15 protein-coding genes are annotated in these 15,249 nt (G+C 71.0%); 8 read left to right on the forward strand and 7 right to left on the reverse strand.

Annotated elements, in window-relative coordinates; genetic code table 11:
• The first annotated feature begins 51 nt into the window (after window positions 1–51).
• Complete coding sequence (locus tag ACZ7L6_RS08410; protein ID WP_471921210.1) at window positions 52–774, forward strand: FAD binding domain-containing protein; 723 nt, start codon at window positions 52–54, stop codon at window positions 772–774.
• A gap of 787 nt (window positions 775–1,561) precedes the next feature.
• On the opposite strand, the gene ACZ7L6_RS08415 is transcribed toward ACZ7L6_RS08410, so the two are convergent.
• Window positions 1,562–2,284, reverse strand: a complete 723-nt coding sequence (locus tag ACZ7L6_RS08415) for a hypothetical protein (RefSeq protein ID WP_471921211.1) — start codon at window positions 2,282–2,284, stop codon at window positions 1,562–1,564.
• A gap of 231 nt (window positions 2,285–2,515) precedes the next feature.
• On the opposite strand from ACZ7L6_RS08415, the gene ACZ7L6_RS08420 reads away from it, so the two are divergent.
• Together ACZ7L6_RS08420 and ACZ7L6_RS08425 are read left to right on the forward strand one after the other, a co-directional pair.
• Window positions 2,516–2,824: a hypothetical protein gene (locus tag ACZ7L6_RS08420; protein ID WP_471921212.1), complete on the forward strand. Its 309-nt coding sequence runs from the start codon at window positions 2,516–2,518 to the stop codon at window positions 2,822–2,824.
• Window positions 2,825–2,922: 98 nt separating this feature from the next.
• Window positions 2,923–3,279: a sensor histidine kinase gene (locus ACZ7L6_RS08425; protein ID WP_471921213.1), complete on the forward strand. Its 357-nt coding sequence runs from the start codon at window positions 2,923–2,925 to the stop codon at window positions 3,277–3,279.
• Window positions 3,280–3,301: 22 nt separating this feature from the next.
• Here the strand turns inward: ACZ7L6_RS08425 and ACZ7L6_RS08430 are convergent, their stop codons facing one another.
• The 3 genes from ACZ7L6_RS08430 to ACZ7L6_RS08440 all read right to left on the reverse strand — a co-directional run bounded on the left by ACZ7L6_RS08430 (window position 3,302) and on the right by ACZ7L6_RS08440 (window position 6,304).
• Window positions 3,302–4,003, reverse strand: a complete 702-nt coding sequence (locus ACZ7L6_RS08430; protein WP_471921214.1) for a response regulator — start codon at window positions 4,001–4,003, stop codon at window positions 3,302–3,304.
• Window positions 4,000–5,964: a sensor histidine kinase gene (locus tag ACZ7L6_RS08435; protein WP_471921215.1), complete on the reverse strand. Its 1,965-nt coding sequence runs from the start codon at window positions 5,962–5,964 to the stop codon at window positions 4,000–4,002. Before ACZ7L6_RS08435 ends, ACZ7L6_RS08430 begins: the two co-directional genes overlap by 4 nt.
• Window positions 5,965–6,055: 91 nt before the next feature.
• Complete coding sequence (locus ACZ7L6_RS08440) at window positions 6,056–6,304, reverse strand: hypothetical protein (RefSeq protein ID WP_471921216.1); 249 nt, start codon at window positions 6,302–6,304, stop codon at window positions 6,056–6,058.
• Between the two features lie 267 nt (window positions 6,305–6,571).
• On the opposite strand from ACZ7L6_RS08440, the gene ACZ7L6_RS08445 reads away from it, so the two are divergent.
• Complete coding sequence (locus ACZ7L6_RS08445) at window positions 6,572–7,018, forward strand: hypothetical protein (protein ID WP_471921217.1); 447 nt, start codon at window positions 6,572–6,574, stop codon at window positions 7,016–7,018.
• A 144-nt stretch (window positions 7,019–7,162) separates the two neighbouring features.
• Window positions 7,163–7,822 carry a TetR/AcrR family transcriptional regulator gene (locus ACZ7L6_RS08450; RefSeq protein ID WP_471921218.1) on the forward strand — a complete coding sequence of 220 codons (660 nt, stop codon included), beginning with the start codon at window positions 7,163–7,165 and terminating at the stop codon, window positions 7,820–7,822.
• A 20-nt stretch (window positions 7,823–7,842) separates the two neighbouring features.
• On the opposite strand, the gene ACZ7L6_RS08455 is transcribed toward ACZ7L6_RS08450, so the two are convergent.
• A complete protein-coding gene (locus ACZ7L6_RS08455; protein ID WP_471921219.1) occupies window positions 7,843–9,465 on the reverse strand; it encodes a carboxylesterase/lipase family protein in 1,623 nt (540 codons plus the stop codon).
• 95 nt (window positions 9,466–9,560) lie between these two features.
• Entirely contained in the window at window positions 9,561–10,805 is a 1,245-nt protein-coding gene (locus tag ACZ7L6_RS08460; protein WP_471921220.1) for a choice-of-anchor Q domain-containing protein, read from the reverse strand.
• Between the two features lie 679 nt (window positions 10,806–11,484).
• Between ACZ7L6_RS08460 and ACZ7L6_RS08465 the strand changes: the two genes are divergently transcribed.
• The 3 genes from ACZ7L6_RS08465 (at window position 11,485) to ACZ7L6_RS08475 (ending at window position 13,891) form a co-directional block, all read left to right on the forward strand.
• The gene (locus tag ACZ7L6_RS08465; protein ID WP_471921221.1) at window positions 11,485–12,159 is read left to right on the forward strand and encodes an esterase/lipase family protein; all 675 of its coding nucleotides are present in this window, start codon (window positions 11,485–11,487) and stop codon (window positions 12,157–12,159) included.
• A 186-nt stretch (window positions 12,160–12,345) separates the two neighbouring features.
• Window positions 12,346–13,020 (forward strand): DUF4232 domain-containing protein, encoded by a 675-nt coding sequence (locus tag ACZ7L6_RS08470; RefSeq protein ID WP_471921222.1) that lies wholly within the window; start codon window positions 12,346–12,348, stop codon window positions 13,018–13,020.
• A gap of 181 nt (window positions 13,021–13,201) precedes the next feature.
• Window positions 13,202–13,891 (forward strand): phosphatase PAP2 family protein, encoded by a 690-nt coding sequence (locus ACZ7L6_RS08475; protein WP_471921223.1) that lies wholly within the window; start codon window positions 13,202–13,204, stop codon window positions 13,889–13,891.
• 7 nt (window positions 13,892–13,898) lie between these two features.
• Here the strand turns inward: ACZ7L6_RS08475 and ACZ7L6_RS08480 are convergent, their stop codons facing one another.
• On the reverse strand, window positions 13,899–15,242 hold the full coding sequence (locus ACZ7L6_RS08480) for a glutamate-1-semialdehyde 2,1-aminomutase (protein ID WP_471921224.1): 1,344 nt from the start codon (window positions 15,240–15,242) through the stop codon (window positions 13,899–13,901).
• Window positions 15,243–15,249 lie beyond the last annotated feature (7 nt).

Here is a 15,249-nt window from a genome sequence, read left to right on the forward strand (position 1 = left end):
GCCGAGACGTCGAGCACTGAGCACCAACTCGTCGAGAAAGCAGGTCCGCCCGTGCTGTTGCGTCTGCCCGAGTCCGTGTCCGAAGCGCAGGAATGCATACGTGAGGGAGCGGTGCCCGTCGGCGGGGCGACGCTCGTGTGGGCCGGCTGGCAACGGGACGGGTTCCCCGAGCAGGCGATGTCACTGCGCAACGTGCCGGAAGCCAACGTGATCGGGCACGGGACGCTGGGCGCGGCCGTGGTGCTGAACCGGATCGACGGCCGCGTGCCCGAGGTCCTCCAGCAGGCCGCCGCCAACGTGGGCACCGGCGCGGTACGCCGTACCGCCACCGTCGGCGGCAACATCGTCGGCAGCACACTGCGCTGCCTGCTGCCCGCCGCCCTGGTGCTGGGCGCCCGCGCGACGGTGCTGCAGTACGACAGGGCCGTGGAGACCGACCTCGCCGAACTCCTCGCCAAGCAGCACCTGTTGCTCAGCCTGCACTGGCGTGACCCGGTCGCCAGCAGCTACCGCAAGCTGGCCGCGGAAGCGGGCGGCGCGCCGCCCCTCGTCGTCGCGGCCGCCCTTCACTCCGACACCGACGGAACCGACCGCCTGCACGTCGCCGTGCGTGACGGCTATGACGTGCTCAACGACAGCGTCCCCTGCGACACAGGCACCGACGAGGCGATCGACACGCTGCGCGGTTCGACCGTCGGCACACTGCACGCCACGGCCTGGGAGATCGTCCGGCAACACGTCGGCGAACTGCTGGCCCGCCCACGCGGTCGTTGAGCCGACTCCAGTGCCGTAGCCGCAGCTTCGGCCGGTACCTGTGGCGAGCGTCTTTTGCACCGCGAGGGACAGTTCTCTGCCTGAGACAGGCACTCCTCCTCTTCATCGGCGCTGGGTCGGCTGGTTGTGCTGGCGTCTGAGACGGCAAGTCGGGAGTCGCCGTCGATGGTGTCGCCCAGCGCCGTGATTCACAGGGGTCGGATTTCCTCCACGGCTGGCCCGACGTGTGGATAGGGCGGTTGGTTGTAGATCCGGCCTAGGCCGTCGGCGCCGACGAAGCCGTACTCCAGGCGCCGTGCCTGGGGCTTGATTCAGGTCGCCAACAACATGGCGTAGTGCTGGACGGTGGCTGTGACGTCGGGCGGAGTCCTGGCGGCTCTGGCGTCAAGCTGGGCAGCGACTTGGACCCTGTTGGAGTAGGCCCCGCGCCCGGGTGGGGCGTGGGTGGCGGGTTCATCGAGGAGGCCACCGGCTCACACCCCGCCCTCCGGTCACATCCCGTCCCACTGGCCAAGGGCCGTGTGGCGCTGACTGAAGTGCTTGTGCTGGACTGCGTGTTCTGATCCAGCAACGTCGTGCGTACAGCGGCCAGGGTGGAGGTCTGCCCTACATCCAGTACGCGCCAGGTGCGGCCGGCGGCCGCGGGGTCGGCCCCGGTGATGACGCTGACGGTGTTCCGCGTAACGCCACCGGGGCGCTCAGCGGCGTGATGAGTTTTGCATTTCGAGGTGGAGTCGTTGGCGTACGAGGCGACCGTGCGCGCATGAGGCCCAGCGGCGGCCTTGATTCAGGAGGCAGCTCTGGGATCGATCCACAACGCCTCGGAGACGGCGCACACTTCGCCCTCGGCCGTGGCGAGTGCCACGCCCATCATGTGTTTGCGGCCGGATTCCGACAGCAGCCACGCGTACGAGATGTACGGCTCACCCGTGGCGACCGGCCGCAGAATCGTGCCCGTGAGGGACGCGGTGACCGCGCCCGGGCGCTGGGTGCCGAGGAAGCGGCCCGCCCAGTGCCCCGGGCAGTCCAAAGCGCCCCAGACCAGCCGGGGTGGGAGCAGACCGTCCGGGTCGGCGAAAGCGCGGGACGGGAACCAGGCGGAGGCCACGAGGCCGGCATCCGGCACCGGGGCGCAGTACACACGCAGACCGCGATCGGGAGTGCGCAGTCCGCAGCCGAAGCAGTCGACCACACCCGACGGCGGCGCCGCCCGGAACCGCTCGGCCGCGGCGGCCGCCTCGTCCCAGGTGGGAGCGGCCGGCGGGTCGAGCGGCAACTCGGCGGGGCGCGCCGCGGCGAGGGGCTGCTCAGCCTCGCCCAACTCCACGCCCCCGCCCGCCGTTTCGGCGATCCGCACGGGGGCCCCGACGGGCACCGGCCCACGGAAGTCCACCCGTACCGTCTGCGCCCCGGCCCTCTCCGCCAGCACGCCGGCGACGTAGCCGCCGAAAGCCACCCCTGGGTAGCCGGAGTACAGCTCCGGCACCACGATCGCGTCACTCGTCGTCATGATCCCCACTTCACCACACCCCACGCGACAAGCCCGTCCACGCAAGAGGAGGGATAGGGTGACCCGCATGGAAAACAAACGTTCGACAGGGTCGACGGGCTTCAGGTAGCCCGCCAGGAGATACCTGGCGGTTGCCGCGAACGGAGTCCCGTGACACGCACCGCCCACCACCTTCGCCCTTCACACAGCCGGAGCGTCCACAGCTGCTCCCCGGGAAAGCCCTGGCGTTCCGTGGTTCTCTACGACCTCAGGTACAGCGCACGCAGCTTCACCGACGCGGCACGAGAGTCCAGAAGGCCCCAACCTCGCCTGGTCCGCCGCACGGTGGACGTCTACTCGTTCGCTCGGCACCAGTGGGACCGCTCCGTCGCCGAGTGGTCCGCGGTGGAGGAACGCCGCGCGCGACAGCGGCTACGAACCCAAGCAGGGATTCTTCTGAGGGTGGTGAACACCAACACCGGCGAACTCGCACTCGATGCCGCGGACACCGTGGACGTACCGCCGGCACGTCATCGGCGCAACTCACTCTGGCTGGCGTAGCCGCCACCGGGGAACTGCCCGAGCTCGGCGGCTACGGCCGATGAGATCGTCGGCCTGCCCCTGCGACCACCGGCCCGAGTCCCGTTCCGAGACGGGCGTTGAGCCTCACCCAGGCGACTGACGGACGTCCGCAGATCACCGTGGAGGCACCCGACGATGTTCCCGTACTGCCGGAACGGGTCGAGACCGCGGCATTGCGGATCGTGGACGAGGCCCTCACCAATGTGGTCAAGCACGCCAGGGCCACGCACTGTCGGATCTGTGTGTCGGTCGGCGAGGTGCTGAAACTCGAGGTCCTCGACGACGGCAGCGCCCTGCCCAGGGCACAGGTGCGTGAGGGCAGCGTAGGGCTGGTGTCCATGCGCCGCCGCGCCGAGGAACTCGGTGGCAGCTTCCGGATCGTCCGTGACGGGAGGGGGCACGCCGTGGTTGTCGAACTGCCCCTGGACCCGTGAAGCCGGACATCGTGCGCACGGGTCAGTCGTTCGCGCGGGCGCTGTCGTCCGGGTCGTCCACCGGGCCCTGACTCGCCAGACCGGCGTCGCGGGCGCGGGCGACGGTTGCTGCGCGGTTGGCGGTGCCGAGTTTGTTCATGATGGTCGACACATGGTTGCGGACGGTCTTCTCGGCGAGGAAGAGGCGTCGGGCGATGGCATGGTTGCTGTGTCCTTCGGCGACGAACCCGAGGATTTCCCGCTCCCGATCGGTCAGGTCGGGGAAGACCCGCGCCGCGTGCCGGCTCTGCGGCTGGGTGAAGAAGGCGCTGATGCGGCGGGCCACGGCTTCGCCGTAGACGGCGCTGCCGGAGGCCACGGCCAGCACCGCGCGCACGATCTCGGTACGGTCGGCGCCCTTGAGGAGATAGCCGCGGGCGCCCGCTCGCAGTGCTCCGACCAGGGCCTCGTCGTCCTCGTGCATCGTCAGTACGAGTACGGCCGTACGGCCATGATCGGCCTGGAGTTGTCTGATGGCCGCGGTGCCGTCGAGGTTCGGCATGGCGAGGTCGGTGAGCACCACGTCGGGCTCGGTCCGTGCCACCACGGCGAGCAGTTCGCTGCCGTCGTTCGCCTCGCCGACGATCTCGATGCCGTCGGCGCTCTCCAGAGCGGCACGCAGGCCGAAGCGGAACATGGGATGGTCGTCGGCGAAGACCACGCGCACGGGCTTGTCCGTACTCATCGGTGGGGCTCCAGAGGCAGGGTGGCGGAGACGAGGGTGCCGCAGGCCGCGGGGGTGATCACGAGAGAGCCGCCCATGGCCCGGGCGCGGCGGTGCATCGAGGCCAGCCCCACGCCGGGGGACGCGTCGGGTGGGATGCCTTGTCCGTCGTCGGCCACGGCGATGCGGAGCGCGTGCGCGTCCGCGGTCAGGACGATGCCGGCGTTGCGGGCGCCGGAATGCCGGGCGACATTCGTGAGAGCCTCGCCGATGATGCGGTAGGCCGCGCCCTCCACCTCGGGCGACAGCAGGGGCAGCCCGCGAGCACGAACCTCGACCGTCACCGCGGGCGCCAGAGAACGGGCATGCCGCACCACAGCCTCCACCAGCCCGAAACGGTCCAGGGCCGCCGGGCGCAAGCCGTCGATGATGCGCCGGATCTCCGCGACAGCGCCGGCCACCGCCTCGCGGGTCCGGTCCACCAACTGGGCCGCGGAGTCTGCCTCGCCTCTCGCCAGTCCGTCCGCCGCGGCCTGCAGACCCAGGCCGATGCCGGCCAGCGACGGGCCCAGTCCGTCGTGCAGATCCCTGCGCAGACGATCGCGTTCGGTGCGGGTGGCCTCGACGACCCGGTCGCGTTCGCGGGCGACGTCGTCGGTCAACTGCCGCGCACGGACGACCACGCCGACCTGGTGGGCCAGCGCCGTCAGCAGGCGTCTGTCATCGCTGCCGAAGCGCTCACCGGGTGTCCGCTCCGCAACCGTCATGCTGCCCAAGGTCCGCCCGGCGACCCGCAGTTGGACCGTGGAGCCGGGCGCCGCCGCGGCGCCCACGGCCGCGAGCACGTTGCCCTCGGCCCCGATGACCGAGACGCCCGGGGCACGGAGTGCTTGCCGGACGGCCTCGAGCGCGACGGGGAGGAGATCGTGGTCGTCGGCGTCGGCCACTCGGTCTCCGAGACCGGCCAACGCCCGGAGCGGATCGCGCCGCCCACCGTAGATCCACCAGTCCACGGCCCGCTGCAGACGCTCCCGCGCGGGCGTGAGCCCGATCGCCACCACGCCGGCCGCCAGGACTCCGGGCAGCGGGCCACGACTCCACACCGCCCCCACGCCAACGGTGGCCAGCAGATAGACGGCGATGACGACCACCGTGAGCGCTCCGTAGACGAGTCCTCGGCGCATGACGGCTTCGATGCCCAGCATCCGGTAACGCAGGATGCCGACGGCCACCGCGACCGGTACCAAGCCGATGAGACATGCTCGCACCACGGGCCCGGCGAAGAACTGGCATATCAGCAGGAGTCCCAGGACGCACGTCATCCACGCGAGCTGCTGTCGTTCAGGCGGCTCGGAACGGACGAGCCGGGCCAGTGTGTGTCCGACGAGGACCAGGGAACACAGCCCGATCACCACCAGACAGACCCCGTTCACCATGCCGGTCACAAACGGCGTCAAAGAGACCGGTGGCGTCCCCGCGGGCACGATGTCGTCGTACGCCTCGGCGTCGAAGGGAGCGGCCAGCGTCAGTACGGCGATGGCGGTCGCCGCCGTGGCGACGGGCCAGCGGAGCCATTTCCGTTCCAGTCGGCCCAGTGGGTACAGGGCCATGACGATCGTGGGCAGGGAGAACACCACGAGGTAGTGCGCCCCGCTGGCCACTGCGACGGCCGCCGCAGCGCCGGGCCAGTCCGCGCCGGCGACGAAAACCCCGTAGCCGCCGTACGCGGCCAGCCCGATCTGCCAGCTGCCCACCGTGCCGAGGGCGAGGAACAGCCACCCGAGCGCATTGCGTGGGCGCAACGACGCCACGGCAGCACCGGTGACGGACCAGGTCAACACCGCAACACCCAGGCCGATTTCGCCGGCGTTGCCCCCCTCCGGCTCAGGCAGGCCGTCGGGCAACGTCATCACCCAGATGGCGAACGCGACCGCCACCGTGCCGGACAGCACCACCGACCACACGATCCCGCGCACGGCCACGCCCCCATCTTCCTGCCGTCACCGCCCAACAGCCAGCCGTTCCACGCGGGTTGTCCCCTCCTTGCGCCGATCCGGCTGATACGCGGCGCCGTCACTCACCGAGGAACCACTCGACGACGCTGTCGAACCATCCGCCGTCATCGGTGTCCGTGCCGGTGTTATCCGCGTCGGTGTCGACCGCGCCCGAGGCCACCTGTTGAGACATCTCGTGCCGTTCCACCGCCGCCGCGTGACGGTTCGCCAGATCCAACCGCTCGACCAAATCACCGGCCGTCGGCCCCCATACGCGGCGCGCGACTCCTGCTCCGCCACGGATCGCCGCCCTGATCAGAAACGACATGTCGCCCCCTTGCCCCTCGCTGTCGTTGCAGCAGGGACACTGCGCCGCCCGGGCGCGGCAGCGCATGGGGCAGGAGTCCCGCTCCCGTCGGGCTTCGTGCCCGGACGTCCGCCCATGTCCCGAAGGCGGAGCGCCCGTCAGGCCGGGACACGGGCCCCGTGTCCCCGGGCTCCTGGGCAGCCGACAGTGGGTCCGCCTCGGCCGGGGGGTCGAGGCGCCGAACACAGCACTGACAGCGGAGTTCGGCTGCGACAGGAGGAGGAAGATGTGTTGAACAACCGAGGTACGCGGAGGATCGCGACGGCCGCCGTCGCCACGGCTGCCGCAGCAGCGATCTGGGCGCCGACGCCGGCATCGGCCGCCGTGAGCGACCCGGTGCTGCACGCGAGCACGGAGAGCGAGTACACCGCGGCATGCTCCTACACCGCGAACGTGCAATGGGACAGGGCGACTTCCCGCCTCATCGGCAACGCCACCGTGCAGAACCACCTGTGGTACGTGGCCTGCCGCAAGACGCTGGTCGTGAGGTTCGTGGACGACGAAGGCCTCACGGCGGCCAGCACCGACCTCGTGCTCGAAACGGCCTGCGGCACGTGGGACCCCACCTGCCCGAGCAGGATCGACAAGCCGATCAATCAGATCGTGCCGGTCAGCCGGTACGCACGGCCGTACATCGACCACATCGACGCGGTCGTCGTCGACCGACCGCAGTAACGGGCGGCAACCGAAGAATCACCGACCAAGGGCGGCGCGAAGCACACACCCGCTTCGCGCCGTTGTGGCCCGAGGCGGGGGTGCGAGATCGGAAAAGCTGCGCCAGGCTGAGCGGACACCGGCTTCTCGCCTACAGTCGGCTGCATGACGCAGGCACCGGCCCAGGACCGCGGCGCGCGGTCGCGTGATGCGATTCTCGACACCGCCGGCGGACTGATGTCGCGGTACGGCTTTGCCGCCACGTCCATCTCCATGATCTCGGCCGAGTGCGGACTGCCGCCCAGCTCGATCTACTGGCACTTCGGCAGCAAGGACGGAATCTACGTCGCGGTGCTGGAGCGCGCCAGGACTGTGCTGCTCGCGGCCCTGCCCCCGGCCGAGGTGGCGGGCGCCGGCGTCGCACAGCGGCTGGACGCCTTCCTCGCGCAGGTCGAGGACGCCTTCCAGCGCCATCCGCACGGGCTGAAGCTGCTGCTGGGGCTGGGCATGGTGCAGCAGGACGCCAGCGCGGCGGCGGTGGCCGAGGTGCACCACTACCGCGACGCGCTGGTGGCCTGGGCGCAGGATGCGCTGAGCGCCGTCTTCGGGCTGGACGACCGGCCGGAAGTCGCGGAGGAACTGGCCCGCTTCACACTCAGAATGGCGAGCGGCACCGCCGTGGCCCGCTGGTTCGAACCGGGCGCCGTCCTGGAGACCGGCCCCTTGCGCGTCGCCCTTCTGGCGCTTGCGGATCACCACAAGGTCCTGGGACGCGAAGCCTCCGGCGAGGGCGCCCTGTCACGTGGCGTCACGGACGGGGAATGACGGCCGCAGGTGTGCCGGTGTCATCGCACGGCTCCCCGAGAAGCGGGGGAGGGGAGCCAGAACGCGCAGTGGTGGTCGGTCGCGAACCCGGCTGTGGGTGCGACCCGGTCGGGCGCCAGCACCTGAATGCGGTCCCGTTCCGCCGTGTAGCGAGGCCAGGCGGGGACACCGGGCATGTTCGGGTCACCAGTGGCGGCGAACCGGGCCCAGTAGGCCGTCATCGTGGCGGACAGCCGGCGTTGGGCGGGCGTCAGGCGCAGGGAGTCCAGGGGAAAGAGATAGGCCAGTTCCGAGGCGTGGAACGCGCCCTGTGGTGTGTGCGGTGCCGGGATGAACGGTGGTGCCTGCGGGTCGTGGAACTCGTATGCGTAGACGGGCACCCGGGTGCCGTACAGGCCGCTGTCGGCCCGTGCGGGGCAGGCGAACCGCTGGTCGGTGTTGACGGCGGAGTAGGCCAGGTTGGGGGACGGGTACGCCGCGGCCGGATACGTCGCCAGGACCGCCGCAGCGCGGTCGCCGTGCTGGAGCGCGATCAGGGCGGCGTACGACGCGGCGGTGAGGGGGCCGCCGCCGAGCAGGTCCATGTACAGGGCGGTGAAGTACCGGTACTCGTCATGGGTGTTGCCGGCCAGGGTCGGAACGGCGTTCACTCGTCCCTCGGACCACGCCTGGTGCGGAGCACGCGGGAGGATGCGTGGCCCGGTGTTCGGGCCCCACAAGGAGGCCGGCCCGGTCCCGGTGCCGCGCAGGAGCTCGGGGGTGGGCAGGGCCCGCAGACAGGTCGCCGCGGTCGCGGGGTCCGCGCAGCCCACCGAGGCCGCGAAGCCGGCTCCCCTCTGCTCGGCCGCGCCGAGCGTGAGCGGTGTCAGACCGCCGTCCGAGGCGCAGCTCCCGCTCTGCTGGATCGCCCGCTGGAACAGGCCCTTCGCGGTCGGGGAGGCGATATGGGCGCAGGTGTCCACCGACCCGGCGGACTGGCCGGCGAGGGTCACCCGGTCGCGGTCGCCGCCGAAGGCGCCGATGTTGTGACGGACCCAGCGCAGCGCGGCCTGCTGATCCATCAGGCCGTAGTCGCCGGAGGCGCGGTCCTGGCTCTCCGACGACAGGGCGGGGTGGGCGAGGAACCCCAGTGCTCCGAGGCGGTAGTTCACGGTCACCACGACCACGCCGCGCGCGGCCAGCGCCGAGCCGTCGTAGTCGCTGCCCGCGCCGTAGGCGTTGCCGCCGCCGTGCAGCCACACCAGCACCGGCAGGGGCCGGCCGCCGGTGCGGGCCGGCGTCCACACATTGAGGTACAGGCAGTCCTCCGTTGTGCTGCCGGTGCGGTTGGACTCACCGGGCAGGACGGGGCCGCCGTCGGGCAGCAGCGTCAGCGGCAGCTGGGGGCACGGGTCGGCCGGCTCGGTGGCGTCGCGTACGCCGGACCAGCGCTCGGCCGGCCGTGGGGGCCGCCAGCGCAGCCCGCCCGTCGGCGGGGCGGCGAAGGGGATGCCCTGGAAGCCCCGGCCGCCGTCGCGGTGGGCCGCGCCGCGCACCCAGCCGTGGTCGGTGCGCACGACGAGGGGTTCGTGAGTGACGTCGGCCCGGGCCGTGGGCGGGGGAGTGGTGAGGGAGGACAGCAGTAGGGCCACGAGCACGGTCATGGTTCGGGCCAGGGTGTTGCGCAGGCTCGGCGATCTCCTCGCATCTCCTGATGCCGGTGCGCGTCGCGTCTCCTCATGCGGTGCGAGCGGCGTGGTCACGGCGTCTGCTCGTAGGCGCCGATGTCGCAGGCCGCGCCCTGGGGGCGGGCGACACCGCGCTGATCGGTGGCCGGACAGTCGACCGCCGCGTCCAGGGCGGGGCTTCCCGGCAGCAGCGCGGCGGTGTCCGTGGGGCCGCCGTTGTCGGCGAGGGGGCCGATCAGCGGTGGACGGCTGGGCAGGTCGCCCGAGGCGGTGAGTCGGCAACTTCCGTCACCGTCGATGTTGTGGCCTTCCGAGGCGATGGCGGCGAAGGCCCTCTTGCAGTCGCCGGCCTTGCCGTCGACGGTGTTGCCGGCGACGACGGAGTTGCGCAACGTCAGCCGCCCCAGCGGCAGATCCACGACGTCGGGGATCGGGGAGGGCAGGCTGTCGAGGTAGGCGGGGGCGATGTTGATTCCGCCTCCGCCGTCGCTGGAACTGTTGCCGGTGATGGTCGAGTTGAGGATCTCCACGGTTCCCAGTCCGCGGATGTCGATCCCGCCGCCGTAACCGGCGAGGCTGCCGGGGCGGTCGCCCGGGTTCGTCACATGGTTGTCGGCGACCGTCGAGTTGGTGATGCTGCCGGTGTCGTCGAACCTGATGCCTCCGGCCTCTCCCGCCACGTTCCCGCTGACGGTGCTCTCGATCAGATCCAGGTGCGAGTCGGGGACGTTGAAGATGCCACCGCCGTAGCCCGCGGAGTTCCCGGTCACGGCGACTCGTCTCAGCGTCATGCGGTGTCCGTTGGCGATGCCGCCGCCACCGGTGTCGGTGATGGGTAGTTCGCGCTGCTTGGTGACGCCGCCGGTGATCGTCAGGTTCGACAGGTCCGTGTCCGCCCGCATGCGGAAGACGCGGTCCAGACGGTCGGCGTCGACGACGGTGGTGCGTGCGCCCGAGCCACGGATCGTGGTGGGCGCGTCGACGTTCAGGTCGCCCGTGGTCGGGTCGGGGTGGTCTCCGATGATCAGGCGGGGATCGGGTGGAATGGTCAGCCTGTAGTGGCCCGGAGGCAGTGTGATGGTGCTGCCCGGGCGGGAGTTGGCGGCCATCACCGCGGCGCGCAGGGTGCAGACGCCCGACGCGGTGCGGCACAGGCCGTCCGACGGATCGGCATCGACCGCGTCGGCCGTGGTGTCCACGATGAACTCGGTCGGTCCGGTGACGGGGGGTGCCGCGGCCCTGGCGGTGGGGGTGGCGAGTGCTGCCGCCGTGGCGAGGACGAGGGGCAGGGCCGCCGGGCTGGTTCGGAAGTGCATCAGGTGAACTCCTCTCGGTGAGGAAGGGGAGGACTCGGCAGATGCGAGACCGGGGGAAGGGCTCGGCTGATGCGAGAAGCGGGGAAGGGCTCGGCTGATACGAGAAGGGGAGAAGAACTCGGGCTGATACGAGGACTTCCTGGTGGTGCGAGATGCGGCTCGTGGAAGAACGCGGCCGTGCGCCCGGTGGTGTGGCGCCGGAGCGGCGAAGCGGGCCTGAGCAGAGGACGGCGGAGTGCCAACGGCGCCTGCACGACGGGGTTGCCGCCACAGGCGTCCGTGAACCGTCCGCGCTCTGTAGGGAGCGTTCCATTCAAGGAATTCCATGTCCACCGAGCGGCAGGGGAATGACCGGATAGAGACGGCACTCGCCTGGGGCCGAAGCCGCAGTCGGCGCAGCCCCGCAGCGTCACCGCGACGGGGCGCGAGCGTCCGGGCGAAAAACTCGCCGCACACCTCTTGACCGCTCATACCTACTGGTCAGTACGCTCACGCCACCCTCAACGACACCCCGGTGTCCTCCCCATGCCGCCGCGGCGAACCGCCCCCTCGGCACGCCCCCGCACGCCCGCAGGCAGAGCTCCCGTGACCCGGGACATGGCCCACGCGGCCCCTCAGAACACGCCATCGAGCGCTGTCCCGAACCCCACCTTGAGAGTCCTTCGTGAAGAGACCCCGCATGACCGCCGCCGTCGCCGTGGCCGGCGCCCTTCTCGCCGTGCAGGCCTCAGTCCCCGCCCAGGCGGCGTCGAACTCCACCTTCAGCTCGGCCGGCAACCCCATCCTGTTCGTGCACGGCTACACCGGCGACGCGAGCAACTGGAACACCATGGCCAACCGATTCAGAGCCGACGGCTGGCCGTCCACGCACCTCGACCAGTGGTCCTACGACTGGCGACAGTCGAACACCACGACAGCCCAGCAACTGTCGACCGAGGTCGACCGACTGCTCGCGGCCACCGGCGCCACCAAGGTCGACATCGTCAGCCACTCCATGGGAGGGCTCTCCTCGCGCTATTACCTGAAAAACCTCGGAGGGACCTCCAAGGTCGACGCCTGGGTGTCACTGGGCGGCCCGAACCACGGGACCGACAGCGCCAACAGCTGCTTCGACACCTCCTGCACCGAGATGCGCATCGGCTCCAGCTTCCTGACTGCCCTCAACTCCGGTGACGAGACGCCTGGTTCACCGCGTTATGCGACCTGGTGGTCACCCTGTGACGCGGTGATCAACCCGGACAGTTCCGTCCCCCTGTCCGGCGCGACGAACACCAAGACCGCCTGTCTCAGTCACACCGACCTGTTCCTCGACGCGACGGTCTACGCCCAGACCCGGGACACGATCAATCCCTGACTTCAACGCCGACGGCTTCGCTGCCCTCTACGCCAGGTACAAGGCCCGGGGCAGCGTGCCGCACCATTGCCGCTGTCACAGTGTCACAAACGTGTTCGCAGACGGCTCCCTCTTGGTGCGCGCGGGCGCAGACGTCGCTCCCGTGAGGCATGATCACCGGGACATTCCGATCACGGGGGGCTTCTCATGGCTTACACAGCTCGTTCACGCCGTACCACCGCCGTACTCGCCGCTGTCTCGCTGGGCGTCCTGGCACTGAGCGCATGCAACGGCGACGCCGACAAGGACGCGACTGCCACGCCCAGCGCGGCAGCGAGCTCGTCCGCCGCGGGTGCGGACACGGGCACCGACGCGCCCTCGACGGCCGGCTCCGACGACGGTGGCGGCGACAGTGGGAACTCCTCCGACAGCCAGGGCAGCACCCCGTCGTCGCAGCCCGCGTCCGACGACGGTCAGGACGGAGGTGTGGGCATGTGCGAGACGACCGACCTGAGCTACAACGTCACCGTCGCGTCCAAGCCCGTCAACCATGTCCTGCTGAAGGCGACCAACAAGGGCAGCGACCCCTGCCTGCTGCCGGCGAACGAGCTGGTGATCACCATTCCGGGGCTCGACGGCGCCTCCGAGCACATGGGACCCGCCGGCAAGGACTGGATTCTCAAGGCCGGCGAGAGCGCCTACGCCGGGATCATGTTCTCGCGCGCCGACACCGCGGGGGGCAAGAGCGCCGACAAGGTGGAGATTGCGCTCACCTCTTCCGAGAGCCCCGCGACGGTGCCGATCGACGGCGGCCCCGTCACGGTCAACGACGGCCAGGTCACCAGCTTCTTCGGCACTGCCGAGGACGCACTCACGTACTGATCGCGCCGCGCTGCGCACCCACGTCGACCGAGCCAGGGGCATCTGCCGGGCAGCGGCCGAGCGCTGCGTCCCGAACAAGCACAGACGGATTCCGATGCCCTTGGCTAGGGTGAGGGACAGGCTGGCCGGCAATCTTCAAGAGGGCCTGCTGCAGGGGAAACAGGAAGGAAGCGGCTGATTCATGGCTGTCGGCCGGTCGGCGCCCGCGGTGCTGCCCCCGTCACTACGCGCGTGGCTCGGGGTGATCGCGGCCCTCGCCGCGCTGGTGGTCGTCGTGCTCGGTGTCCTGTACGCCGGCCACAGCGAGCCCGGCAGGGTGGACAGGTGGATCGTCCAGCCGACGGCGGACAGTGTGGGGCCGCCGTGGCGGCGCGTCGCTCTGGCCGTCGACTTCTTGGGGGAACCCGTGGGAGCGGCGACGCTGATCCTGGCCACCGTGCTGGGCTGCCTGCTGCTTCGACGTCCTCGGGCGGCGGTGCTCATCGTTGCCGGCGCCGTCTTGGCCGTGGGTACGACGACACTGCTCAAGTCCCTGGTGGGACGGACCATCCACGGCTACGGCAACCTGTCCTATCCGAGCGGCCACACCGCCTTCCTCACCGCGCTCGCCCTCATGGTGGCGCTGCTCGCGACCGGCCGGCTCGGCCTCGGCAGGACGGCCGGCACGTCACTCGTGCTCGCCGCGGCGCTGGTGGCCGGCGCCGCCATGGGCTGGGCCCAGGTCGCCCTGAGCGCGCACTACCCGACCGACGTCCTCGGCGGCTGGTGCACCGCGCTGGCGGTGACACCGGCGACGGCGTGGCTGGTCGACCGCACGGCCGACCGGCTGGTCGACCGGATGGCCGGCGCCGGTCGACCGGAGCGCCGCTGACGTCACGTCACGCCAAGCGGCGGAACACAGGCTTCACCGGTCGTCCGCCCAGCCAGGGAGTGGGGTCGGCGGCATCCAGTGCCTTCCGGTACACCGCACACGCCTGGGCCACCACGTCGACGGTGTGCTCGATGTCGGCGTCGCTGAGCGCGCTGCTCACCACGAACGACGGGGCCAGCACGCCGCCCGCGAGGAGCCGGCGCAGGAACAGGGTGCGGTACTGCTGCGACGGCTGCCCCTTCTCGTCGAGGGTGGCGAAGACCAGGTTGCTGGCCCGGCCCCGGACGACGACGTGGTCGCCGACGCCCATGCTCGCCGCGGCGTCGCGGACACCGGCGGCCAACCGCTCGCCGAGGGTGTGCAGCCGCGCGGTGACGCCCTCCTCGACGTAGGTGGTCTGCACGGCCATCGCGGCGGCCAGGGAGTGCGTTTCCGCCCCGTGCGTCGTGGACAGCAGGAACACCCGGTCGCCGGAGTGACGCAGCCCGCCCCGCTCCATCAGCTCGCGGCGCCCGGCCAGCGCGGAGACGGCGAACCCGTTGCCCAGCGCCTTGCCGAACGTGGAGAGGTCGGGGACGACGCCGTACAGGCCCTGGGCGCCCGCCTCGGACCAGCGGAAGCCGGTGATCATCTCGTCGAAGACCAGCACGCAGCCGTGCCGGTCGGCCAGCTCGCGCAGGCCGGCGAGGTACCCGGGCGGCGGCTCGGTGTGGGTGGCGGGTTCGAGGATGAGGCAGGCGATCTCGTCCTGGTGGCGGGTGAGCAGCTCCTCCGTGGCGTCCAGATCCCCGTAGGGGAACGACACGGTGAGCTCGTTGGTCGCCGCCGGAATGCCCGCGGACATCGGCGTCGTACCGATGAACCAGTCGTCGACGGAGAAGAACGGATGGTCGGCGCAGATGGCCACCCGCGGGCGCCCGGTGGCGGCGCGGGCGAGGCGCACCGCGGCGGTGGTGGCGTCGGAGCCGTTCTTCGCGAACTTCACCATCTCCGCGGTCGGCACCGTGGCCAGAAAGCGTTCCGCGGCCTCCAGCTCCACGATGGACGGCCGGACGAAGTTGCTGCCGCGCTCGAGTTCGCGCCGCACCGCCTCGGTCACGCGCGGGTGGGCGTGGCCGAGGCTGACCGACCGCAGGCCGGAGCCGTACTCGATGTAGCGGTTGCCGTCGACGTCCCACACGTGGGCACCGCGGCCGTGGCTGATGACCGGGGCCAGGTCCTCGGGGTACTGGTCGTCGCCCTTGGCGTAGGTGTGCGCGCCCCCGGGGATCAGGGCGTGCAGCCGCTCGTTCGCCGTCCGCGACCGGGGCAGGGTGAACTCCTCGGTCTCCGCTGTGATTTCGGTGTCCACGCCGACC

Source organism: Streptomyces sp. NPDC107522, from assembly GCF_055657525.1.